The organism is Clostridium sp. AN503 (assembly GCF_040719375.1).
Taxonomy (GTDB): Bacteria; Bacillota; Clostridia; order Lachnospirales; family Lachnospiraceae; genus Brotaphodocola.
This window is the reverse complement of sequence record NZ_JBFDTP010000002.1, coordinates 1,901,550-1,924,260: the sequence shown is the minus strand read 5'-3', so window position 1 is coordinate 1,924,260 and position 22,711 is coordinate 1,901,550. Positions and strand designations below refer to the sequence as shown.

Below are 22,711 nucleotides of genomic sequence, written 5' to 3'. Positions count from 1 at the left end.
AATCAAAAACCCCGGCATTTTCCTTATGTCGAAAAAGGGAAATCCTACCAGTATGTTAAAATAATGCAAAAATTGGAAATACGCCTATGGAAAATACGTGAAAAACAACCATAAAAATTCACTGTTTCGTTATGAAACAAAATTTGACTTTATACCTAAAACATGATATATCTATGTCAACACGGTAGTTGGCGTTTTATTTTAAAGGAGTTGTTTTAGTATGAAAGAAAAGAAAATCAAACTGATGACGCTTGAGGAAGCAAAAGAATTCGTTACAGCGGCAATGAGATGTGATTTTGATGTTGATGTATATTACAACCGTGTTGTCATCGACGCAAAGTCCATCCTGGGCGTATTGAGCCTGGACCTGACCCGCGTGCTGACCGTGAGGATGTACGGTGAGAACGAAGTATTTGAAGAATTTTTGGAGACAGTAGCTCCGACAGAGGCTAAGATCGCGTAACATCAGACAGAATACAGGACAGAGACTATCGACATAAAACCAGGGATTATAACTTTACAAACGGCAGGAAACGGCGGGCGGCACAAGAAAAGTGCTTGCCCGCCGTTTTCTGCTGTATTACAATAGAGATTATGAAGACGACGGAAGTATCAGAGGACAAAAAGAAAATAAAGATATCTGTGCGGAACCTTGTGGAGTTTGTGATGCGCGGCGGGGATATTGACAACCGGCGCACCTCCGGTGCAGAGAAGGACGCCATGCAGGCGGGAAGCAGGATCCACCGGAAGATCCAGCGCAGGATGGGGGCGGATTACCGCGCTGAGGTGCCCATGAAGCATGTTGTGGAGGAGGACCGGTACCAGATTGTCATCGAAGGTCGGGCCGACGGGATCATAGAGACGCCCACGGAGGTGACGGTCGATGAGATCAAGGGCATGTACCTGGACCTGGCTCTTTTAGAAGAACCTATGGGGGTCCATCTGGCCCAGGCGCTGTGTTATGGCTATATCTACTGTTACGATCATGGCACGGAGCGGATCGGGATCCAGATCACATACTGCAATATTGAGACAGAGGAGATCCGCAGGTTTAAACAGGAGAAAACATTTGAGGAACTTACCGAATGGTTTGAGGGACTCATCCACGAGTATGTGAAGTGGGCGGAATATCTGTACCTTCATCAGCTCAGACGGGATGAGTCCCTGCATGATCTGGAGTTTCCCTATGCGTACCGGGAGGGCCAGAAAGAGCTGGCGGTATCGGTCTACCGCTCCATCAGCCGCGGCAGGAACTTATTTATCCAGGCGCCAACCGGCATCGGCAAGACCCTTTCCACGGTTTTTCCGGCGCTGAAAGCCATCGGAGAAGGACTGGGGGAGAAGCTTTTTTATCTGACAGCCAAGACGATCACCCGCAGCGTGGCAGAGGAGTGCTTTGACCTCCTGCGGGAGCATGGTCTGTATTTCAGCACTGTGACCATCACAGCCAAAGAAAAACTGTGCCCCCTGGAGAAGACCGAGTGCAACCCGGACGCCTGTCCTTATGCAAAAGGACATTATGACCGGGTAAATGACGCCGTGTATGAGATCATCCATCAGGAGTCCGGGATCACCAGGGAGACAGTTCTTTTGTACGCCCGGCAGTTCGACGTGTGTCCGTTTGAGTTCTGCCTGGATATCAGCAACTGGGTGGATGGGATTGTCTGCGATTACAATTATGTTTTTGATCCCAACGCGAAGCTGAAGCGCTATTTCGCTGAAGGCGTCACGGGAGATTACTTATTCCTGATCGACGAGGCCCACAATCTTGTGAACCGCGCCAGGGAAATGTTCAGCGCAGTGCTGGTAAAAGAGGATGTGCTGACCGTCCGGCGCATTCTAAAAGGACACGCAGGAGGGTGGCGCAGGGGCGATGCTTCCAAGGTGGAGCGGAGTCTGGATAAATGCAACAAGAACCTGCTGGAGCTGAAGCGTAGCTGTGAAGGATACCAGGTGCTTGAGGATGTGAATCTTCTTGCGGCAAACCTTATGGCCGCGTTTGCAGAGCTTGAGAGCTTTATGGAGGAAGAAAAGGAGTTTACGGACCGGGATGTTGTTCTGGACTTTTATTTTGATGTGCGGCATTTCCTGAACATGTATGAAGGTCTGGACGATCATTACCGCATTTACACAGAACTGGGACAGGATGGGGCCTTCCGCCTGCGCCTGTTCTGCATAGACCCGTCCAAGTGCCTTGCCGACTGTCTTGCAAAGGGGCGGGGAAGCGTATTTTTTTCGGCTACACTGCTTCCCATTCTCTACTATAAAAAGCTGCTCAGCGGCAATGAGGAGGATTATGCGGTTTACGCCGAATCCCCCTTCGCCAGAGAGAACCGGCTTCTGCTGATCGGCTCCGATGTGAGCAGCCGTTACACCCGCAGGAACCGTGCTGAGTTTGCAAAGATCGTGGATTATATCCGAGCCCTGGCAGAAAGCCACCGCGGAAACTATCTGGTGTTCTTTCCCTCCTACCAGTACATGGAAGCGGTCAAACGGCAGCTGGACGAGGATTTTGACGGGAGCTTTACCTGGAAAATGCAGGGCAGCCATATGTCTGAGGCAGAGCGGGAGGAATTTCTGGCGGATTTTGAGGCGGAGCGAGACCAGTCCTTTGTAGGCCTGTGTGTCCTGGGCGGCATCTTCTCTGAAGGAATTGACCTAAAAGCAGAGCGCTTAGAGGGGGCGGTCATCGTTGGCACCGGCCTTCCCATGGTCTGCACAGAGCAGGAGATCTTAAAGGCATATTTTGAGGAGAAAGGCGATAATGGTTACGATTATGCTTACCAGTATCCGGGGATGAACAAGGTAATGCAGGCCGCAGGCCGGGTCATCCGTACCGTAAACGACCGGGGAGTGATCCTGCTCCTGGACGACCGTTTCCTGCGCCCGGAAGTGCAGGGGATGTTCCCGCGGGAGTGGGCGGAATATGGAGAGGTTAACCGGAGGAGTGTTGGTGGGTGGTTGAGGCGGTTTTGGGAGGGGGACAGCGAGGGGGGACGGCCGTGAAGGGGCGACGGGGGTTGGTCTGCGGGATGGGATTGCTGTTTGCCGTCGGTGGGAACCGCTAAGGCCCTGACGGCAGTGAAAGCGCGGCACCGGGGACAGTCGAACCGGATTCTTGATGAATCCGCTTCTCCGGTCCCCTCGCAGTCTGACGTTGTGCGTCAGACTGCGTCCACCCTTTCTCTGCCGCCAGGACCTAAGCGGTTCCAAACCTCCGCAAGATGCAATCCCATCCCGCAGACCAACCCCCGTCGCCCCTTCACGGCCTGTGCTCTGGCTGCCACTACAAAGTGCAGTCCACCTTTATACCTTTATAATAACTTCTGGCCTCCGGATAGAAAAAAGCAGGGTAAAAGCATAAAAATAAAGTTTGGTTTTTTACCCAGGCGAGCCAGGGCACAGCAGCCGATATTGTAGACTTTGCCGGGAGAGAATGCGGGGGCGGGAGGGGCAGGTGTTTTTTGCAGGGTATTAGGGGCACTTACGCAAACCGAGGGGGAAATCAGGGTCGGAGCCTGGGTTTACAGGACCCAGGCGGAGCGCGACGCGGAGGAGAACTCATCAGGAGTTCTCCGTAGCTGGAGCGTTGCCCTGATTTCCCCCTCGGTTTGCGTTAGAGCCCCTTATGCCCGAAACGGACACCTGCCCCTCCCGCCCCCGCATTCTCTCCCTCAACTCCCCACCATCGGCTGCGTCCCCCTCAAAGCATATCCATAAATTGCTTCGCAGCCTGAGACAACGGCAGATTCTCGTTGTATGCCACCACCATCTGGCGTGCGGGGAGCTGTTCTTCCAGGTTTACGATGAAAAGGTCTTTTTCTGATGCCGGGATGCAGTAGTTGGGTACAAAAGCAATCCCTAAGCCGATGCGGGCCAAGTCGATCAGCAGGTCGTTGCTGGAAAGCTCGATCTCCGGGACCAGGTCCAGCTGATGGCGCTGGAACATGCTGTGGAGGAACTCGCTGGTGGTGCTCTTGCGGTCCAGCATCAGGATCGGACAGGTCTGAAGCTCTTTCAGGCTGACTACCCGGTCTTTTAAGGCTGCATATTCTTCGTTGGCTACAAATACATCATAGAATTCATGGATGATCCGCACGTTCTGGGTGTTGGACAGACCAGAGTTGGGATAGTTGGTGATGGAGAAATCCACCTGTCCGGAATCCAACAGCCTGGCACAGGCGATGGAGGTCTGGTTCGTTACCTTGATGTGTACATTTGGGTACTTTTTATGGAATTCCTTTAAAAATGGGATCAGATAGTAGCGGCAGATGGTGTCGCTGGCTCCGATGCGCAGTTGTCCGCCGTTTAAGGTGTTGGCTTCTAAGAGCTGGTTTTCACCCTGCTTGATTAAGTTCATGGCAGGCTCGATGTGCTTTAGGAGGATCTCACCTTCCGGCGTTAGCTGGACCCGCTTGGTGCTGCGGATGAACAATGGCTGGTTCAGTTTCTTTTCCAGGACCTTGATGGACTGGCTGACCGCAGACTGGGAGATGAACAGCTGTTTGGATGCCTCGGAAAAGCTCAGTGTGTTCGCTACGTGATAGAAAACTTTGTATAATTCATAATTGATATCCATTATTAGCCCTCCTTATAAATCTTTGTTTATCGTATCATAATCATGATAGGCTTGTAAAGAGAAAAAATTGACAAATGGTGGAATTTGGTGTATATTATTTTTTAAAGTAAAGGCGCTCAAGTGTATTTGGGGCGCCCTTTTTTGTATCCAAATTTAATCTGGTCTTTGGTAGTTAAGAAAAGAGAGGGTGGGGTGCTGATGAGAGAGCTGGTAGAGCATATGGAAGGAATTAACCGTCTGATGGCAAGGTACGGGGTAAAGTTCGGGATTTACAAGAACCACGAGTTCCATGAGCAATTGTTTCCGTTTGACCCTCTGCCGAGGGTGATTTCGGCAGAGGAATTTGCATTTTTGGAGCGGGGGCTGATACAGCGCGTGGATGCGCTGAACTGTTTTCTGGCTGATATCTATGGGGAGAAGAAGATCGTGCGGGATGGTGTGATCCCGGAGGATTTCATTTTCTCATCCAGGGGGTATCTGCCCCAGTGCGAAGGTGTGGCTCCGCCGAAGAACATCTACAGCCATATCTCAGGCATCGACCTGGTACAGGGGAAGGACCAGAACTGGTATATCCTGGAGGATAACTTAAGGATTCCGTCGGGGGCTTCCTATCCGATGATCGCAAGGGAGCTGACCAGGCAGGCTTCGCCCAGGACCTTTATGAGCAACCACATTCTGGACAACCGGAATTATGCGTCCATGCTCAAGGAGGTTATGGATGCGGTCAATACAGGCGGGATCAATGTGGTACTGACGCCGGGGCGGTACAATGCGGCGTTCTTTGAGCATTCTTATCTGGCGGAGCGGTCGGGGGCGATCCTGGCTATGCCTCAGGATCTTTATGTGGAGGACAACAGATTGTATTACCGCCAGTATCACGGCAGACAGCTCCGTGTTGGCACCGTCTATCGCAGGATCTCTGATGAATATCTGGATCCCATGTGCTTTGTTCCGGAGTCCCTGATCGGCGTACCGGGCATCATGGATGTGTACCGGAGCGGGAACGTGGCGCTGGTCAATGCGCCGGGCAACGGCGTGGCGGACGACAAGGGCATTTATTACTTTGTACCGCATATGGTGAAATATTATCTGGGCGAGGAGGCGGTATTGAGCAATGCCCCCACTTACCTGGCTTTTTATGAGAAAGACAGGAAGTTTATCCTGGAGCATCTGGAAAGGCTGGTAGTGAAGGATGTATCGGAGGCCGGCGGATACGGCGTGATCTTCGGCAGGGATTTATCGAAGGCGGGGCTGGAGGATTTAAAGCGGGCCATAGCAAAGGAACCGCGCCGTTTCATTGCCCAGGAAGTGATCGATTTTATCGATCTGGATATTGTGGATGGGGATGGCAGCGTGCCGCGGAAAGCGGACCTGCGGGCCTTTGTACTGACCGGGGATACGACGAAGGTGTGGGCGAGCGGCCTGACCCGGTTCTCGCGCAATCCGGATTCTTTTGTGGTCAATTCATCTCAGGGAGGAGGATTTAAAGACACATGGGTATTATCTCGATAGAAAAATCGGACCATCTCTTTTGGCTGGGGCGTTATACGGAACGTGTATTTACAACACTCAATACATTTTTTACTTATTTCGATAAAATGCTGGATATGGACGAGAACGCTTACCGCGCGTTCTGTGATAAGCTGGCGATTCCGATGGTGTATGCGGACAAGGAGGATTTTGTCCGGACCTATCTGTTTTCCCCGTCGGATCCTAATTCCGTTTACAGCAATATGCTGCGGGCTTTTGATAATGGGGTGGTACTGCGGGACGAACTGAGCAGCACCACGCTGTCCTACCTTCAGATGTCCCTGGACTGCATCGAGCAGGCAGCGGATTCTCAGGCGCTGGTCTATGACCTGCAGCCGGTCCTGGATTATCTGTTCGCATTCTGGGGCTGTCTGGATGACAATGTGGAGGATGAGGAGTGCCGCAATATCATCAAGTGCGGAAAGTACCTGGAGCGGATGGATCTTTATATGCGGCTGGGATATCCCTACCGTGCCATTGAAAAAGAGTACAATAAATTCCTAAACCGCTTGCATAAAATCCGGATTGGGTATAATCTGTCAGAGGTAGATAAACTGACCGAGGTGATCAATCTGGGTGAGGACTGGCAGGAGCGGTATTATGACGCCATCAACGCCCTGTGGCATATTTTTTAAACTGGAGTGATGAAGATTGAAGAAACTGCATTTCCGATATGAGATGGACCTTAGATTTGACCGGGAAGTAACGGACCATCATTTCCTGTTCCGGCTGAGGCCTATGGAGACGGAGCGGCAGCATGCATCCGGATATTTCTGCAACGTCCGTCCCAGGGCGTCCTTAAACGAGGAGAGGGACGGGTTTGGAAACCGGGGATATGCGGGGGTCATAGAAGCGCCTCACGACAGCCTGTGGGTAGAAGCAGAGGGGGTGGTGGAGATCCGGGAAGGCAGGATTTCCGGGTTTCATCCCATGTATCGCTATCCGTCTGAGTATACGGTCCCGGATGACAGGCTCCGCAGTTTTTTCAGGGAGACGGCGGATGCCTTTGGCAGACCGGTTTCCGGCAGGGAGGGAATCCTGTTTCTGATGGACCGTCTGTTCGGGCGGTTTGCTTATGTGCCGGGAGTGACAAGTGTAAAAACAACGGCAGCGGAGGCGTTTGCAGGCGGGCAGGGAGTCTGCCAGGATTACGCCCATATTTTTATCAGTCTGTGTCGTCTGGCAGGTGTTCCCGCCAGATATGTGGCGGGGATGCTCCTGGGAGAGGGAGCCACCCATGCCTGGACGGAGCTATGGACAGGAACGGAGTGGATCGGCGCTGACCCGACCCATAACTGCCTGGTGGATGAAAATTATATCAAATTGACCCATGGCCGTGATTTTGCGGACGGTACGGTGGATAAAGGCTGGTTTCTGGGGCCTGCTTCCCAGACACAGCAAATATATGTAAAGGTGGAAGAAGTATTTTGAGAGATAAGGATACTGTAGAGACGGTGGCGGAGGTGGGCCTGGCGGTGGATGAAAAGCTGCGGGTCAGAAAGCATGTGCTTGTACCGGAACATCCGACCGGGAAGGAGAAACGGATCTGTATCGTGACGGGGACCCACGGCGATGAGCTGGAGGGGCAGTACGTGTGCTACGAGATGAACCGGATCATCCGGGAGCATAAGGGATGCTTGAAAGGCATTGTGGAAATCTACCCGGCATTAAATCCTCTGGGAGTGGACTCCATTTCCAGGGGGATCCCCATGTTTGACCTGGACATGAACCGGATATTTCCCGGCAGCGAGGAGGGGAGCGTGGCGGAGCATGTGGCGGCTAAGATCGTTCAGGATATTGCCGGGGCGGACCTTTGCATTGATATCCATGCCAGCAATATTTTCCTGCGTGAGATCCCCCAGGCCAGGATCAATGTGAATACAGCAGAGAACCTGCTTCCGTTTGCCACAAGGCTGAACCTGGATTTTGTGTGGGTCCATGCGGCGGCTACGGTTCTGGAGTCCACACTGGCCCACAGCTTGAATACCATCGGCGTGCCGACTGTGGTTGTTGAGATGGGGGTAGGGATGCGGATCACGGAGCATTTCTGCCATCAGCTGACGGACGGGATATTTTGCGTGATGAAGGATATGGGCATCTGGGAGGGGGAGACGATTGAGCCGAAGGAACCGATCGTATCGGAGGACGGCGAAGTGGGCTTTGTCAATGCCAACGCGCCGGGGATCTTTATTCCGACCGTGGAGCACTGGAGGAATGTGGAGAAGGGGCAGAGGATCGGCAGGATCTTAAATCCCCTTGATGGTACGGTGGAGGAGGATGTGGTGGCGCCGGTCCATGGCATGCTCTTTACGCTGCGGGAATACCCGGTGGTGTCCTGCGGCTCCCTGATCGCCCGGGTGCTGGGAGGTGATTTTACATGAGAAAGGAAAAACTATTTTCGCTGAGGAACAGCTACCGGGATGATCTGGATATCTATGGGTTTCATTTTGGGAAGGGGGACAAGTCCGCCTGTATCGTGGGATCGATCCGGGGCAATGAGGTGCAGCAGCTGTATATCTGCTCTCAGCTTGTGAAGGCGCTCAAGGATTTAGAGGAGAAAGGCGCGATCGTCCATGACAATGAGATCCTGGTGATCCCGTCCGTAAACCACAGCTCCATGAATATAGGCAAACGGTTCTGGGCCACGGACAATACGGATATCAACCGGATGTTTCCTGGTTATGACGCAGGTGAGACCACCCAGCGGATCGCTGCAGGACTTTTTGATGCTATCCAGGGGTACAGCTATGGGATCCAGTTCCCCAGCTTTTATCTCCAGGGTGATTTCGTTCCACATGTGAGGATGATGGAGACCGGTTTCCAGAGCCCCAGCCTGGCAAATCTGTTCGGTCTTCCTTATGTGGTCATCCGCAAGCCGAAGCCCATCGACACGACCACGCTCAATTACAACTGGCAGATCTGGAATACCAGCGCATTTTCCCTTTATACCAGCGCCACCAGCCATATTGACGAGCCATCCGCGCGGATGGCGGTGGCATCCGTGCTGCGTTTCCTGACCCGCATGGGGATCCTGCGCTACACCAGCCACAGCGGCTATCTTGCCAGCGTGATCCGGGAGGATGACCTGACTACCGTAAAAAACGACCTGCCGGGCATATACCGCAGGCATGCCGAGCCGGGGCAGGAGGTGCGCCGCGGGGATGTGCTGGCTTCGATCATAGACCCTCTGGAGGGGGAAGTTATCAGCCGCGTCCTTTCTCCTACGGATGGGATCGTGTTTTTTGCCCACAGTGCGCCGACGGTCATGGAGGGGACGGTGATCTTCAAGATTATTCGGAGACTGCATGAGTAGATGTAGAATCATTCATGAATATTTGAACAGTTAACGATATTTGCGGGAAAGTTGCAAAAAAACAAAGAAAATGCAAAATTAGGAGTTCACAGAAACGACTTTTTATGCTATAATGTCCATGTTGGTAATAAGCAGTGTAGGTTTTAGATAGCGTGAACCGGAAAAGGGGAGCGTGGATGAACTGCGCTGCGGACATATGGGGGTATAGCTCAGCTGGGAGAGCGCTTGAATGGCATTCAAGAGGTCATGGGTTCGAATCCCACTATCTCCATGAACAGAGGAAGCTGTATTTTAGTCTTAGACAAAGGACTGGAATACAGCTTTTTGTTTTGCAGAGAGGAGGGGCAGGTTGGTAAAACCGAAGCGGTCTGAGCCTGATAGAATCTGGAATGTATGCTATCAGCTGGCAAAAGAATATTTTAAAGAGCATGGAGATCTGCTCATTCCTGGCGATTATGTAAGGGATGGAAAACGATTGGGGGCCTGGATTGGGACCCAGCGGACAGATTATAAAAAACGCGTCAATCCCTGTTTTACACAGGACAGGATCGACCGGCTGAATGCGATCGGGATGGTGTGGGATGCGAAGGAATCCGAATGGCAGCGCAAGTATAAAGCGCTGCTGACATATGCCGGCAGCTATAGTACCGTGCGCGTGCCTCAGTCCTATATAACACCGGATGGAATAAAGCTTGGAATATGGGTGAACAGGCTGCGGATGGATCATAAAAAGGGGAGGCTCAAGGAGGAGAAGAAAAAGCTGCTGGAACAGATTGGTATGATCTGGGAACCCGAAATCCTCCGCAGGGATATGTGGGATGTGAAATTTGATCTGCTAAAAGGTTATGTTTCACAAAACGGTGTATTTCCTGTGGCTGGTTATGTCACTGAAAACGGAGTAAAACTGGGGAGTTGGCTGGTCAATCAGAAAGCATACCATAAAAAAGGCGTTCTGCCTGCGGAACGTGTGAACAAACTGGAAGGGCTGGGTATGGTATGGAATATTGCGGAGAATAACTGGGAAGAACGTTATCAGCAGGCAAAAACATATTATCTGAAATACGGGTATCTCTGCCTGTATTTACAGCGGGGATTGGAAATGCCGGAATGCCTGGCAAATTGGCTGGGGATGCAGCGGCAGAAATACCACAGGGGCGGCCTTTTGCCTGATCAGGCAGACAGGCTGGAGCAGATCGGTATGATATGGGATGTGCGGGAGTGCGTATGGGAGGAACGCTACCAGCAGGCAAAGGCGTATTATCTCCAAAATGGGCATTTGAGGATTCCAAGGAATTCCAGTCGTCCAAATGAGCAGGGGTTAGCCCAGTGGATCAGCACGCAGCGAAAAAATTATATGACAGGACAGAATCCGCTTTTTGATCTGGAACGGGTCAGAAGGCTGGAGGAGATTGGCATGGTATGGGATGCTTCCGTTGATTCGGAATCCCTGTGGGAAGAATGGTATCGAGAGGCGGAGGATTTTTATAAAACCCATGGACATTTAAATCTGCCTGCGGGAAAGCTAAGGACCTGGATCAGGACACAGAGAGGCGCAAAAAAGCAAGTGCGGGGAAGCCTGTCAGAGGAGCAAGTCAGACGTCTTGAACAGATCGGTATGTTATGGGATCCGGTAAATGAGAACTGGAAGATCATGTACCAGTATGCAAAGGCCTATTATCAGATCCATCAAAAACTCAATATCCCCTGTAATTATGTGACGGAGGATGGAGCCAATCTGGGCATATGGATATCAAGACAGCGGAAAGGATATAAAAATTATCTTGCAGGGAAAACCGGAGGCGGAAGAACCGTCATAACGCCGGAGCATGTAAAACTGCTCAATGATATTGAGATGATCTGGGACGGGGCAACGATCATGGGAAGTACATCCTTTCAGGAAAAGGCGCTGCTTTTTATCTCAGAACCCATTTTCCAGAGGCTGGAAAGCTGGATCGCTGGCAGGAGTTTGGCGTGGAGCTGGACATTTATATACCGTCTATAAAAGCAGCGGTCGAATATGACGGTTGTAAGTGGCATTGTGACAGTACAGAACAGGATGAAAAGAAAGGCCGGCTATTTTAGAAACTTACAGGGATTTCACATCCAGAAAGTGGGACAGGATCTTTCAGGAGGTGTGCGAGCATTGTGGTGAATCAGGGGACCTTTTTGTCCCGGCATCTGCAAAGACCAGATCCGGCGTCAACATTGCGGGGTGGATCAACACACAAAGGGAGGCTTACCGAAACAATGAACTGACTCAGATGCAGATCCAAAAACTGGAGAAGGCCGGTATGTTATGGGCGCCTTTTGAAAAACGCTGGCAGGACATGTACGAGCTGGCTAAAGCTTACAGGGAAGAATACGGTGATCTTATGATCCCGCATGATTATAAAACGAATGCGGGGGAAAATCTTGGCATGTGGCTTTCAAAACAGAGGGAAAAATACCGTGCATCCCAGCAAACTTCCCACAGGATCTACATGCTGGAGCAGCTTGGGATCGTGTGGAATCCGCTTGATAACCGAAGGGCTCGCTACCAGTTGGCAGCGCTTGAGAAAATGGGCGCCCAGTGGGATGTTAGAGGCGATAAATGGGAGGCTATGTTTGAAGTCGCGGAAAACTATTACCGTGAGTATGGCAATCTGTGGGTGTCACCAGCCTATATATCGCCAAAAGGAGAATATCTGGGCAGTTGGATTTCACATCAGCGCAGAAGAACGTGCGGAAAAGACAGAGGCAGGAAGCTCACGGCAGAACAGAAAAAGCGTCTGGATGGGATTGGGATGGTATGGAATCCTTTCGAGGCGAAATGGATGAACAAATATCTCCTTGCCAAAGCGTTCTATTTGGCGAATGGACATTTGAACATACCGAGTAATTTTGTTTGCGGCGACGGCACAAAACTTGGAATGTGGCTTTCCTCACAGCGTCAGGCAGCCCGTGGAAATCCCAACTATCGAATGACGCCCGAACGCAGACAGATGCTGGATGATATAGAGATGGACTGGACACTTAAATCCATCAGGCCGGATGCCCGGCACAGATAATATTTAAAGAAACAATTTACTTCACGGGGTGGGGATGATAAGATAAACGTAGCAAGAACCCAACCCAAAACAGGAGGAACATCATGGAAAAGATAACCAGCTTTACGATCGATCATTTAAAACTGCTTCCGGGACTTTATGTTTCCCGAAAAGATACAGCAGGAGATACAGTGATCACCACCTTCGACATCCGCATGACACAACCCAATGCCGAGCCAGTGATCAACACAGCAGAGATACACACCATCGAGCACCTGGGAGCCACTTTTTTGCGCAACCAGGAAGGCATCCGGGATAAAGTCCTGTACTTTGGCCCTATGGGATGCCGGACCGGTTTTTATCTATTGTTAGCAGGAGATTACGACCCGCAGGACATCGTGCCGCTTATGCGCAATATGTTTGATTTCATCCGCAGCTACGAAGGCGAGGTGCCGGGCGCCAGCGCGCGGGACTGCGGCAATTATCTGGACATGAACCTGCCGATGGCGCGGTTTGTGGCAGATAAGTATTACCGGGAAGTGCTGGATCAGATCGACGATTCCAGGATGGTGTATCCGGAGGACTAAGTATTAAGTATAAAACATGAAAAGATAGGAGAGAGCATCATGCATGATGATATATACCAGATGTACCTGGAAGAGGTTGCAGCAATCACTCCCTGCACCCGTGAGGAGGAAGAGGAGCTTCTCTCCCGGGTGCGCCTGGGGGATGAATCGGCCAGGAACCGTCTGATGGAAGGAAAACTGGCTTCCGTCATAGAATTTGTAAAACCATATGCGGACCAGGGGCTGCCCATGGGCGATCTGATCCAGGAGGCTAATATAGCCCTCCTTACAGCGATCGATCAATATGAAAATGGTGATTTTAATTCATTTTTCAAAGAACAGGCCGAAGCCTGTCTAAAAGCAGCACTGGAGGAACAGAAGACGGAAGCCCAGGTCGAGGAGGAGATGCTTGCCCGGGTGAACGTGCTGCAGACGGTTTCCCAGAGGATGGCGGAGGAGTTGGGCCGGGAAGCCACTGTGGAAGAACTGGCGGAAAAGATGAAGATGACGGTGGAAGAGATCAAAGCGATCATGAAACTGACGCTGGACGCCATGAGCGTCAGCCCGGATGCGGAAGAATAGATGCTGTAAATAAGTGTTACTAATAAATGAGATTAAATATATTAATTTTATTTATAAGAAAAGATATGCTATGATGTGAGTAAGAAATATGCAGCATTCTGCACGTACCTCGAAAGGACAGGCTGTGCTGCAAAGACCGCGGATACCAAGCCGCCACAACAGGAGGAATCACATGAGCGTAAGACGAGTATATGTAGAGAAGAAACCTGAATTTGCCGTTAAGGCCGGAGAACTTAGAGAGGAGATCAGCAGCTATTTAAGCATTGATACCGTAACCAATGTGCGGGTGCTGATCCGTTATGATATCGAAAATCTGTCTGATGAGACTTACCGCCGGGCGCTGGGGACCATCTTTTCCGAGCCGCCGGTAGATTTTGTGTATGAGGAGGATTTCCCGAAGGAGGAGGGCGACACGGTATTTGCCGTTGAGTACCTTCCCGGACAGTTTGACCAGAGGGCGGATTCCGCAGAACAGTGTGTGAAGCTCTTGAATGAGGAAGAAGAGCCAGTCATCCGCACAGCCACCACCTATGTGCTGTCCGGCGCATTGACAGAGGATCAGAAGGCAGCGGTCAAGAGCTTCTGTATCAACCCGGTGGACTCCAGAGAGGCTTCCGGTGAAAAGCCCGCTACCCTGGTGACTGTATTCGATACCCCGGCAGATGTGGCGTCCTTTGACGGATTTACAGAATACGACGAGACCAGGTTAAAGGAGCTTTACGACTCTCTGAACCTGGCTATGACCTTCAAGGATTTTCAGCATATCCAGAGCTACTATACAGACGAGGAGCACCGTGACCCGACCGTGACGGAGATCCGCGTGCTGGACACCTACTGGTCCGATCACTGCCGCCACACCACCTTCTCCACGGAGCTTAAGGACGTGACGATCACCGACGGGGACTACAAGGCCCCGATCGAGGCCACCTACAACCAGTATCTGGCCGACCGGGAAGTGATCTACAAAGGCCGTGACGATAAGTTCGTCTGCCTGATGGATTTAGCCCTTCTTGCCATGAAGAAACTGCGCGCAGAAGGAAAGCTTGAGGATCTGGAGGTTTCCGACGAGATCAATGCCTGCAGTATCGTTGTGCCTGTTGAGATCGACGGCGTGACGGAGGAGTGGCTGGTCAACTTTAAAAATGAGACCCACAACCATCCGACGGAGATCGAGCCCTTCGGCGGCGCGGCGACCTGCCTGGGCGGTGCGATCCGCGACCCGCTTTCCGGCCGTACCTATGTATACCAGGCCATGCGCGTGACCGGCGCGGCAGATCCGACCCGTCCACTTTCCGAGACCTTAAAGGGCAAGCTGCCCCAGAGAAAGCTGGTAAACGGCGCAGCAAACGGCTACAGCTCCTACGGCAACCAGATCGGCCTTGCCACCGGATATGTAAAAGAGATCTATCATCCCGACTATGTGGCAAAACGCATGGAGATCGGCGCTGTCATGGGCGCTGCTCCGAGAAAATATGTGAAGCGCCTGACCTCGGATCCGGGCGATATCATTGTTCTGCTGGGCGGGCGCACAGGACGCGACGGCATCGGCGGCGCGACCGGCTCTTCCAAAGTACATACAGAAGCCTCCATCGAGGTCTGCGGCGCGGAGGTCCAGAAGGGCAATGCGCCGACCGAGAGAAAGATCCAGAGACTGTTCCGCCGTCCGGAGGTCAGCAGCATTATTAAAAAATGCAACGACTTCGGAGCTGGCGGCGTGTCCGTAGCTATCGGCGAGCTGGCAGACGGCTTGCAGATCGATCTTGACAAGGTGCCGAAAAAATACGCAGGCTTGGACGGCACGGAGATCGCTATTTCCGAGTCCCAGGAGCGTATGGCGGTGGTCCTTGATCCATCCGATGTGGACAAGTTCCTGGCATATGCCGGGGAAGAGAATCTGGAGGCGATCCCGGTTGCGGTGGTGACCAAAGAGCCGCGTCTGGTGATGAACTGGAGAGGAAAGACCATCGTGGATGTGAGCCGTGCATTCCTGGATACCAACGGCGCCCATCAGGAGGCGAAGGTAGTCCTTGAGACCCCGGTGAAGGAGGGCAATCCCTTTGAGCGGCGCGAGGTCGGCGATGTAAGAGAAGCCTGGCTGAAAGTCCTTGCAGATCTAAATGTATGCTCCCAGAAGGGCCTGGTGGAGATGTTTGACGGCTCCATCGGAGCAGGTTCCGTACTCATGCCTTACGGCGGTAAGTACCAGATGACGGAAACCCAGTCCATGGTTGCGAAGCTGCCGGTGCTGGAAGGCAAGACCGACACCGTGACCATGATGAGCTATGGCTTTGATCCCTATCTGTCAAGCTGGAGCCCGTACCACGGTTCCATCTATGCGGTGCTTTCTTCCGTGGCGAAGATCGTGGCAGGCGGCGGTGATTTCAGCAAGATCCGTTTCACCTTCCAGGAGTATTTTAAACGTATGACCGACGATGCTGCCCGCTGGGGCGCTCCGTTTGCGGCCCTCCTTGGCGCGTACCATGCGCAGCTTGGCTTTGGACTGCCGTCCATCGGCGGCAAGGACAGCATGTCCGGCACTTTCAATGACGAGCAGCACGGGGAGATCAATGTTCCGCCGACCCTTGTCTCCTTTGCGGTGGACGTGGCGAGCAGCAGGACCATCATCACGCCGGAGCTTAAGAAAGCCGGAAGCAAGCTGGTGGTATTTAAGATTGAAAAGGATTCCTATGACCTGCCGGATTACAGCCAGATCATGGACGGATACGCGAAGCTTCACGAGGATATCAAAGCAGGCCGTATTATCTCTGCCTATGCGGTGGAAGGACACGGCCTGGCGGAGGCGGTCAGCAAGATGGCGTTCGGCAACAGGCTGGGTGTCAAGATCGAGCACAACGTAGACCCGAGAGATTTCTTTGCAGCAGGCTGGGGCAACATTGTATGCGAGGTTCCGGATGGCAAGGTCGGGGAGCTGGCGATCTCCTACACGGTGATCGGTGAGGTGACAGACAGAGAAGCATTTGAGTATGGCCCGGCGGCTATTTCCATGGATGAGGCGATCCAGGCATGGACCGGGACGCTGGAGGATGTGTTCCCCACCGAGTCCGGAGTAAAGCAGACGGAGGTTGTGGATCAGGTATACAGAGCCGACAGCATCTATGTGTGCAGCCACAAGCTGGCCCAGCCGACCGTGTTCATCCCGGTATTCCCGGGAACCAACTGCGAGTACGACAGCGCCAGAGCCTTTGAGCGGGCAGGCGCAAAGGTCATTACCCGTGTATTTAAGAACTTAACGGCGGAGGATATCAGACAGTCCGCAGAGTGCTACAAGAAGGATATCTCCCAGGCCCAGATCGTCATGTTCCCGGGAGGATTCTCGGCAGGTGACGAGCCGGAGGGAAGCGCCAAGTTCTTTGCCACGGTATTCCGCAATGCGGTGATCAAAGAAGAGATTGAAAAGCTCTTAAGCGACAGGGATGGCCTGATGCTGGGCATCTGTAACGGATTCCAGGCATTGATCAAGCTGGGACTGCTCCCGGAGGGCAGGATCGCGGAACAGGATGCGGATGCACCGACCCTGGCGATGAACACCATCGGACGCCACATCTCTAAATATGTGAACTTAAAAGTGGTCTCCAACAAGTCCCCGTGGCTGCAGGGCACAGCGGTGGGAGAGGTATACACCACCCCGGTTTCCCACGGCGAAGGGCGCTTCGTGGCAAACGACGCATGGCTTAAGAAGCTGTTTGAGAACGGTCAGGTGGCAACCCAGTATGTGGATGCCAAGGGTGTTCCCACTATGGATGAGTACTGGAACCCCAACGGTTCCTATATGGCGATCGAAGGCATCACCAGCCCGGACGGACGGATCTACGGCAAGATGGCCCATTCCGAGCGGCGCGGCGACGCGGTAGCCATGAATATCTATGGGGAGCAGGATATGAAGATCTTTGAGTCAGGTGTAAAGTACTTCAGATAATTATCTATGAATCACTAAAAAAGCCTTCGCTGCATGGGAAATACCATGTGGCGGAGGCTTTTATGATGCATCAGCAAAATCCGTTTTTCAGCAGAGTCTGTTTTAAGAGAACAATCTTTGACACAGCGCGTGCTGAGATTCGCTTAGCGCAGGATAAAATTGGAATGGAGCACATGATTGACGATCGGGGCATTTGGGTGCTGCAGGCGGTGCAGCATCAGCTCACCGGCAAGCTCGCCCATGTTGCTGGTGGGCATGTGTATGGAGCTTATATTCAGCATTTCAGGAAAAAGCTCATCCGCATAATAGCCAATGATATCCACATCCGTTTTAAGGGCCAGATGCCGGTCCATAGACCAGCGGATCAGGTCAAGGGTGATCAGGTTATTGGCTGCCAGGATGCCGGTCACGCCATTCTGATAGAGATGGTCGGCAAGCTGGAACACATGGTTGGTGCCGGTCAGAGCGTACTCAATATGTACGTTTTCCATAGGAAATCCCAGTTTATCGATCGCTTTTTTGAAATTCTCCAACCGTTCCATGTTGGGGCTGCGGATATTGCTGAATGCGATAAATCCAAGCTTTTTGTGTCCGCATTCCAATAAGGTTTTGGCGGCGTCATAAAGCGCATCCTGACTGGAGATACCAACGACGTCTGCTTCATTGTCCTCAAGAACACGGTCTACACAGATGACCGGGAAATGATCCGGGATAGCCGGTTTGATCTCGTGGTAGTTCTGGTGGGTGGAAGCCAGGATCAGGCCGTCCACCATTCCGGAGCTTAAGGTATGGATGGCGTTAAGCTCCCTCTCAGGTGACTCCTTTGTGTTTGACAGCAGGAGAGAGTAGCCCCTTTTGCTGATGACGGTCTCGATCTCTTCAATGATCGTAGAGTAAAAGTTATTTGCTATATTGGGGATGATGAAACCGATCATGTACCGCTTTCCCATCTTAAAGCTCCTGGCTGCCACATTGGGAACATAGGATAAATCCTTGATCGCGCTCATGACGCGCTCTGTAGTTTCTTTGGAAACATATCTTGTCCCATTGATCACATGGGATACCGTGGCCAGGGATACTCCGGCTCTGACGGCGACTTCTTTCATGGTTATATTTGACATGGCGCTCCTTGATCTTTTGAGTAAAAGTAATTATCCAGCTGTATTACGTAAACGATTACGAAGGGATCACACACAAAAACAGCAGAAATTCATGTTCGTTTAGATTGTAATAAGCTCAGAATCTGTTGAGTGTATCCTAAATTATACTGATAAAACATAAAAAAGTCAATCCTCACAAAGCTTATTAAGAAGAATCAGGTGCAAAAAAACTAAAACAAACAAAAAAATAGAAAACATATTGACAAATATGGTACTATATGATAACATTTCAACCAGTAAAACGTTTACGTAATTGTATTTTATATAAAATCATGGAAAGGAGGGAGCTTGTCATCTGGTAATAATACCGAACAGAAGGGAAACCCACGGTTCAATATATCAGACTATCGTGTGGAAGTTTCCTTTGCAGGATGCTTTCAGTATGCAGTAAGCTATAAAATGCATGTTACGTAAACGTATACGTAACAAAAGTGAGGCACAGTTTGAAAAGGAGAAGATTATGAAGCGAATTAAAAAAACAATAGTGTTGTTAATGGCGCTGGCAGTTGGAACAGTAACCGCTGCATGTGGCTCAGGGGGTGAGAAACAGGCGGCTCCGGGCGCTAAGGCAGAAACAGAGGCAGCCAGCCAGAACGGGCAAAACGCCGGAGGGGAAGCGCTCAGAAAAGTCACCTTTGGACTACAGACATCCACGAATAGCCTGCCATTTTATGTGGCCAAGGAAGAGGGGATGTTCCAGGATGCGGGGATTGACGCTGAGTTTCTCGTATATACATCAGGCGGAGCACAGATGGAAGCTGCGGCTTCCGATGCCTGGATGTTTGGCACGGGAGGCGTACTGCCAGCCTATGTAGGCATGCTGAATATGGATCTGCGCGTCATCGGCACATGCATGTCAGACGATCTTATGGTTGACCTTTTTGTCCGGGAGGACAGCCCGATCGCGATGGCGGGTCAGGGAAATGTACCAGAATATCCTACCCTTTACGGGACTGCGGATACGTGGAAAGGGATATCGGTGCTTGGGCCGGTCAACACGACAGGACACTATGCATTGGGGTGTGCGCTGGAGGCAGTGGGGCTTACTCTTGAGGATGTCAATGTGGTCAATATGGAAGTGAACTCTGCCAATACAGCATTTAAGGCTGGAGAGGGAGACGCCCTGATATCATGGCTGGCTTTATCTGTGGATGCGGAAAACGATGGATTTGTGAAGGCAGCCACATGCAATAAGGTGGGCGGCGATGCACCTTCCATACTCTATGCGACGGCAGCGGCCTGTGAAGATCCTGAGCTGGTGGAAACCGTGCTTGATATCTATTATAAAGCTGCGCGGTGGATGACGGAGCATGAGGACGAGACGGTACAGTATTACTACGACCATCTTTACAATAACGGTGTGACGGCGACGATGGATGAGTGCCGTGCAGTGATACAGGGAATCCCGTACCATACGGTAGAAGAATCCAGAGCCTATATGGTAAAGGATGCAAATGGAGAGCGCAGGCTCATGAAATGCTTTGAGGATATTATGGATTTCCTGATCAAACAGGGTTCCTATACAGAGGAAGATTTAAAGCGGATCAAAGAGCTGGATCTCATGCCTGAGGAGTATATTGTGGCAATTCCGGCGGAATGATCGGTGGTTTGTCTATATAACATGATGGGAGGAAGACTATGGCGGTGAGTCAGGAACTGATGCAGGAGTCTGTGGACAGAGAGCGCAGAGGACTGCAAAAGCAGAAATTCGGCTATTTCCTGTTGTCTCTTGTAAGTATTGCTGCCGTACTGGCAGTCTGGGAGTGTGCTGTACGGTTTGGATGGGTGAGGACGAAGTATGTTGCGGCGCCTTCAGAGGTCATCAAGGTGATCATCCGTAAATTTTCATCAAAATCCCCGGATGGGGCGACCCTTCCTGTACATATACTCTCAAGCCTGAAAATATCGTTTCTGGGTTTTGGATATGCGGTGCTGATCGGTACGCCCCTGGGGCTTGCAATGGGGTGGTATAAACCGGTGGACAAATTTGTGCGGCCTGTTTTTAATCTGATCCGGCCTATTCCTGCGGTGAGCTGGATCCCGCTGATGATCGTACTGCTCGGGATCGGCCTGACGCCGAAGGTGTTTATCGTGTTTTTATCCGCGTTTGTGGCGACCGTTTTAAATTCTTATGCGGGCATTAAGATGACAAACCAGGCAATGATCAATGTGGCTAAGACCTGCGGCGCGAAAAACTGGGTGATCTTTATGCGGGTGGGTGTCCCTTCTGCAATGCCGATGGTGTTTACCGGCTGGAAGGTGGGACTGGGGCTGTCCTGGTCCACCCTCGTAGCGGCGGAGATGCTGGCTTCCAACTCCGGGCTGGGGTATATGATCCTTACAGGACGCCAGTTTCTGCGGATTGATATTATCATGGCGGGGATGGTTGTGATCGGAGTGATCGGACTGATTCTGTTTGCTATATTAAGCCGGATAGAAAATATGGTACTGCGGTGGAGGAAATAAATCATGAAAGAGAAAAACAGATCAGGTATCAAGGTCCGGTGGATGGATATATTGCCGTTAGCTTCTGTGGCGATCCTGATATTGGCATGGATCCTTTATTCCGGAACGAACAACCAGTTTCTGCCGACACCGGTTCAGGTGTGGAAAAAATTTTTAGGTCTGCTTGAAAATCCGATCGCGCAGACGTCCATGGCAGGACATATATGGGCAAGTTTAAAACGCGTTTTTATGGGACTCAGTATTGCGACCGTCCTGGGAATCCCGTTTGGAACAGCCATCGGATGGAACAGGCGGTTTCGGGCGGTATTCCAGCCAGTCTTTGAGATCATCCGCCCCATTCCTCCGCTGGCGTGGGTTCCGCTCATCTCTATCTGGTGCGGGATTTATGAGTCGTCCAAGATCATACTGGTATTTATCGGCACATTTATGGCGATCGTGGTCAATACCTATGCAGGCGTAGAACTGGCGAGCCGGGATAATATCGCGGTGGGAAGGATGTTTGGGGTAAACGGAGTCCGCCTTCTGACGGATATTGTGTTTCCGTCGGCGCTTCCCTCCATCATGGCCGGATTAAAAACCGCCTTGACCACCGGATGGGGCGTGGTTCTCGCAGCAGAGATGATCTCCGCCAAGTCGGGTCTCGGATTTCTTGTGACAAGAGGCTCAGACAGCAATGATATTGAGCTGGTCCTGGTTGCCATGATCTTTATCGGGGTGATCGGAGCGCTGATGTCGGCAGTATTTACGATTATAGAAAGGAAGCTTAGCCCGTGGAGGACAGATTTAAACTGAGTGTACGGAATCTGACAAAAATATTTGTCACCGAAAAAACAGAATCACTGGTGGTAGATGACGTATCCATCGATGTAAGAGAAAATGAATTCGTGGTTCTTCTTGGCCCCGGACAATGCGGCAAGAGCGTGATCCTGTCCATGGTATCCGGGCTTATGGAACCGACTGTGGGGGAGGTGCTCCTCGATGGAAAGAAAAAAACGGATATCACGACGAAGATCGCTATGGTATTCCAGCGGGTCTGCCTGCTGCCCTGGCTGACCGTAGAGGGCAATGTGGAATTTGGGCTGAAATACGCAGGCGTTCCAAAGGCGCAGCGAAGGGAGACTGCCAGACGCTATATCGAGCTGGTAGGGCTGGCCGGATTTGAATCCTCCTTTCCCCATCAACTGTCGGGAGGAATGAAACAGCGTGTGGGGATCGCAAGGGCATATGCCAATGCGCCGGAGGTGCTTTTGATGGATGAACCGTTCGGGGCGCTGGATGCCCAGACCAGATATGCCATGGAGGACGAGATCCTTAAGATCTGGTCGAAAGAAAAACGGACCGTCATTTTCGTGACCAATAACATCGAGGAAGCGGTGTATCTGGCGGACCGTATCATCCTGTTCAGCAAAAAGCCGGCCTCGGTCAAGCATGTGTTTGATCTAAATGGAGTGGGGCGGCCCCGGGATAATATGAGTGAAGAGTTCTTGAAGATCCGCCAGGAGGTAGCTGATATGATGGATCTGGATCTGGGAGGTGAGTGAGCCTGTGGGAG

18 protein-coding genes and 1 tRNA gene are annotated in these 22,711 nt (G+C 51.6%); 17 read left to right on the top strand and 2 right to left on the bottom strand.

Going from position 1 to position 22,711, the window contains the following annotated elements:
- The first annotated feature begins 220 nt into the window (after positions 1-220).
- Entirely contained in the window at positions 221-463 is a 243-nt protein-coding gene (locus tag AB1I67_RS16280) for an HPr family phosphocarrier protein (RefSeq protein WP_367030953.1), read from the top strand.
- A 131-nt stretch (positions 464-594) separates the two neighbouring features.
- On the top strand, positions 595-3,006 hold the full coding sequence (locus AB1I67_RS16275; RefSeq protein ID WP_367030952.1) for an ATP-dependent DNA helicase: 2,412 nt from the start codon (positions 595-597) through the stop codon (positions 3,004-3,006).
- Between the two features lie 697 nt (positions 3,007-3,703).
- On the opposite strand, the gene AB1I67_RS16270 is transcribed toward AB1I67_RS16275, so the two are convergent.
- Positions 3,704-4,579: a LysR family transcriptional regulator gene (locus AB1I67_RS16270; protein WP_367030951.1), complete on the bottom strand. Its 876-nt coding sequence runs from the start codon at positions 4,577-4,579 to the stop codon at positions 3,704-3,706.
- Between the two features lie 198 nt (positions 4,580-4,777).
- Here AB1I67_RS16270 and AB1I67_RS16265 point away from each other — a divergent pair, with 198 nt between their 5' ends.
- The 11 genes from AB1I67_RS16265 (at position 4,778) to AB1I67_RS16215 (ending at position 17,533) form a co-directional block, all read left to right on the top strand.
- Positions 4,778-6,091, top strand: coding sequence for a circularly permuted type 2 ATP-grasp protein (locus tag AB1I67_RS16265; protein WP_367030950.1), 1,314 nt, complete (start codon positions 4,778-4,780; stop codon positions 6,089-6,091).
- Positions 6,073-6,744: an alpha-E domain-containing protein gene (locus AB1I67_RS16260; RefSeq protein WP_367030948.1), complete on the top strand. Its 672-nt coding sequence runs from the start codon at positions 6,073-6,075 to the stop codon at positions 6,742-6,744. Before AB1I67_RS16265 ends, AB1I67_RS16260 begins: the two co-directional genes overlap by 19 nt.
- A gap of 16 nt (positions 6,745-6,760) precedes the next feature.
- Complete coding sequence (locus AB1I67_RS16255; RefSeq protein ID WP_367030947.1) at positions 6,761-7,540, top strand: transglutaminase family protein; 780 nt, start codon at positions 6,761-6,763, stop codon at positions 7,538-7,540.
- Entirely contained in the window at positions 7,537-8,490 is a 954-nt protein-coding gene (locus AB1I67_RS16250) for a M14 family metallopeptidase (protein ID WP_367030945.1), read from the top strand. The genes AB1I67_RS16255 and AB1I67_RS16250 overlap by 4 nt, the downstream gene beginning before the upstream one ends.
- The gene (locus AB1I67_RS16245; RefSeq protein WP_367030944.1) at positions 8,487-9,422 is read left to right on the top strand and encodes a M14 family metallopeptidase; all 936 of its coding nucleotides are present in this window, start codon (positions 8,487-8,489) and stop codon (positions 9,420-9,422) included. The genes AB1I67_RS16250 and AB1I67_RS16245 overlap by 4 nt, the downstream gene beginning before the upstream one ends.
- Positions 9,423-9,620: 198 nt before the next feature.
- Positions 9,621-9,693: transfer RNA gene (locus AB1I67_RS16240), tRNA-Ala, on the top strand.
- A gap of 78 nt (positions 9,694-9,771) precedes the next feature.
- Positions 9,772-11,424 carry a helicase associated domain-containing protein gene (locus AB1I67_RS16235; protein WP_367030943.1) on the top strand — a complete coding sequence of 551 codons (1,653 nt, stop codon included), beginning with the start codon at positions 9,772-9,774 and terminating at the stop codon, positions 11,422-11,424.
- Between the two features lie 73 nt (positions 11,425-11,497).
- On the top strand, positions 11,498-12,469 hold the full coding sequence (locus AB1I67_RS16230) for a helicase associated domain-containing protein (protein ID WP_367032630.1): 972 nt from the start codon (positions 11,498-11,500) through the stop codon (positions 12,467-12,469).
- Between the two features lie 83 nt (positions 12,470-12,552).
- Positions 12,553-13,035: an S-ribosylhomocysteine lyase gene (locus AB1I67_RS16225; protein ID WP_367030942.1), complete on the top strand. Its 483-nt coding sequence runs from the start codon at positions 12,553-12,555 to the stop codon at positions 13,033-13,035.
- Positions 13,036-13,074: 39 nt separating this feature from the next.
- Complete coding sequence (locus tag AB1I67_RS16220) at positions 13,075-13,596, top strand: sigma-70 domain-containing protein (protein ID WP_367030941.1); 522 nt, start codon at positions 13,075-13,077, stop codon at positions 13,594-13,596.
- Positions 13,597-13,768: 172 nt separating this feature from the next.
- Complete coding sequence (locus AB1I67_RS16215) at positions 13,769-17,533, top strand: phosphoribosylformylglycinamidine synthase (protein WP_367030940.1); 3,765 nt, start codon at positions 13,769-13,771, stop codon at positions 17,531-17,533.
- A gap of 143 nt (positions 17,534-17,676) precedes the next feature.
- Here the strand turns inward: AB1I67_RS16215 and AB1I67_RS16210 are convergent, their stop codons facing one another.
- Entirely contained in the window at positions 17,677-18,654 is a 978-nt protein-coding gene (locus tag AB1I67_RS16210; protein WP_367030939.1) for a LacI family DNA-binding transcriptional regulator, read from the bottom strand.
- A 499-nt stretch (positions 18,655-19,153) separates the two neighbouring features.
- Here AB1I67_RS16210 and AB1I67_RS16205 point away from each other — a divergent pair, with 499 nt between their 5' ends.
- The 4 genes from AB1I67_RS16205 to AB1I67_RS16190 are packed head-to-tail and all read left to right on the top strand — an operon-like array spanning position 19,154 to position 22,700.
- Positions 19,154-20,293: an ABC transporter substrate-binding protein gene (locus AB1I67_RS16205; protein WP_367030938.1), complete on the top strand. Its 1,140-nt coding sequence runs from the start codon at positions 19,154-19,156 to the stop codon at positions 20,291-20,293.
- A gap of 38 nt (positions 20,294-20,331) precedes the next feature.
- Entirely contained in the window at positions 20,332-21,159 is an 828-nt protein-coding gene (locus AB1I67_RS16200; RefSeq protein ID WP_367030937.1) for an ABC transporter permease, read from the top strand.
- Between the two features lie 3 nt (positions 21,160-21,162).
- Positions 21,163-21,951 carry an ABC transporter permease gene (locus AB1I67_RS16195; RefSeq protein WP_367030936.1) on the top strand — a complete coding sequence of 263 codons (789 nt, stop codon included), beginning with the start codon at positions 21,163-21,165 and terminating at the stop codon, positions 21,949-21,951.
- Entirely contained in the window at positions 21,930-22,700 is a 771-nt protein-coding gene (locus AB1I67_RS16190; protein WP_367030935.1) for an ABC transporter ATP-binding protein, read from the top strand. Before AB1I67_RS16195 ends, AB1I67_RS16190 begins: the two co-directional genes overlap by 22 nt.
- Positions 22,701-22,711 lie beyond the last annotated feature (11 nt).

Coding starts and splice junctions, on each gene's coding strand:
- AB1I67_RS16280 (WP_367030953.1), top strand. CDS start 221: ATGAAAGAAAAGAAAATCAAACTGATGACGCTTGAGGAAGCAAAAGAA.
- AB1I67_RS16275 (WP_367030952.1), top strand. CDS start 595: ATGAAGACGACGGAAGTATCAGAGGACAAAAAGAAAATAAAGATATCT.
- AB1I67_RS16270 (WP_367030951.1), bottom strand. CDS start 4,579: ATGGATATCAATTATGAATTATACAAAGTTTTCTATCACGTAGCGAAC.
- AB1I67_RS16265 (WP_367030950.1), top strand. CDS start 4,778: ATGAGAGAGCTGGTAGAGCATATGGAAGGAATTAACCGTCTGATGGCA.
- AB1I67_RS16260 (WP_367030948.1), top strand. CDS start 6,073: ATGGGTATTATCTCGATAGAAAAATCGGACCATCTCTTTTGGCTGGGG.
- AB1I67_RS16245 (WP_367030944.1), top strand. CDS start 8,487: ATGAGAAAGGAAAAACTATTTTCGCTGAGGAACAGCTACCGGGATGAT.
- AB1I67_RS16225 (WP_367030942.1), top strand. CDS start 12,553: ATGGAAAAGATAACCAGCTTTACGATCGATCATTTAAAACTGCTTCCG.
- AB1I67_RS16220 (WP_367030941.1), top strand. CDS start 13,075: ATGCATGATGATATATACCAGATGTACCTGGAAGAGGTTGCAGCAATC.
- AB1I67_RS16215 (WP_367030940.1), top strand. CDS start 13,769: ATGAGCGTAAGACGAGTATATGTAGAGAAGAAACCTGAATTTGCCGTT.
- AB1I67_RS16210 (WP_367030939.1), bottom strand. CDS start 18,654: ATGTCAAATATAACCATGAAAGAAGTCGCCGTCAGAGCCGGAGTATCC.
- AB1I67_RS16205 (WP_367030938.1), top strand. CDS start 19,154: ATGAAGCGAATTAAAAAAACAATAGTGTTGTTAATGGCGCTGGCAGTT.
- AB1I67_RS16200 (WP_367030937.1), top strand. CDS start 20,332: ATGGCGGTGAGTCAGGAACTGATGCAGGAGTCTGTGGACAGAGAGCGC.
- AB1I67_RS16195 (WP_367030936.1), top strand. CDS start 21,163: ATGAAAGAGAAAAACAGATCAGGTATCAAGGTCCGGTGGATGGATATA.